Origin of the sequence: Clostridium ihumii AP5, from assembly GCF_000612845.1 — a bacterium.
GTDB classification, from domain to species: domain Bacteria; phylum Bacillota; class Clostridia; order Clostridiales; family Clostridiaceae; genus Clostridium_J; species Clostridium_J ihumii.
The window spans coordinates 1-859 of record NZ_CCAT010000033.1; the positions used below are offsets into that span (position 1 = coordinate 1).

Consider the following 859-nt stretch of genomic DNA (forward strand, 5'->3'; position numbering starts at 1 on the left):
AGCCAACATCCTAGTTGTCTGTGCAACCCCACATCCTTTTCCACTTAACATATATTTTGGGACCTTAGCTGGTGGTCTGGGCTGTTTCCCTTTCGACTACGGATCTTATCACTCGCAGTCTGACTCCCGGATATAAATGAATGGCATTCGGAGTTTATCTGAATTCGGTAACCCGAGATGGGCCCCTAGTCCAAACAGTGCTCTACCTCCATCATTCTCAATTCCGAGGCTAGCCCTAAAGCTATTTCGGAGAGAACCAGCTATCTCCAAGTTCGTTTGGAATTTCTCCGCTACCCACACCTCATCCCCGCACTTTTCAACGTACGTGGGTTCGGTCCTCCAGTGCGTTTTACCGCACCTTCAACCTGGACATGGGTAGATCACATGGTTTCGGGTCTACGACTACATACTCAAACGCCCTATTCAGACTCGCTTTCGCTGCGGCTCCGTCTCTTCAACTTAACCTCGCATGCAATCGTAACTCGCCGGTTCATTCTACAAAAGGCACGCCATCACCCATTAACGGGCTTTGACTTGTTGTAGGCACACGGTTTCAGGTTCTATTTCACTCCCCTTCCGGGGTTCTTTTCACCTTTCCCTCACGGTACTTCTCCACTATCGGTCACTAGGTAGTATTTAGCCTTGGGAGATGGTCCTCCCGGATTCCGACGGAATTTCTCGTGTTCCGCCGTACTCAGGATCCTCCTAGGTGTCTTCCACATTTCGTCTACGGGGTTTTTACCCTCTTTGACTGACTTTTCCAAGTCCTTCAACTATCTGAAAGAACTACCATATTGGAGTCCTACAACCCCAACAAGCAAGCTTGCTGGTTTGGGCTTTTCCCGTTTCGCTCGCCGCT

The 859-nt window shown here is 49.6% G+C and carries 1 rRNA gene; it reads right to left on the reverse strand.

Features of this window, described 5'->3' with window-relative positions:
- Window positions 1-859, reverse strand: a 23S ribosomal RNA gene (locus BN346_RS04325); the annotation flags it as partial.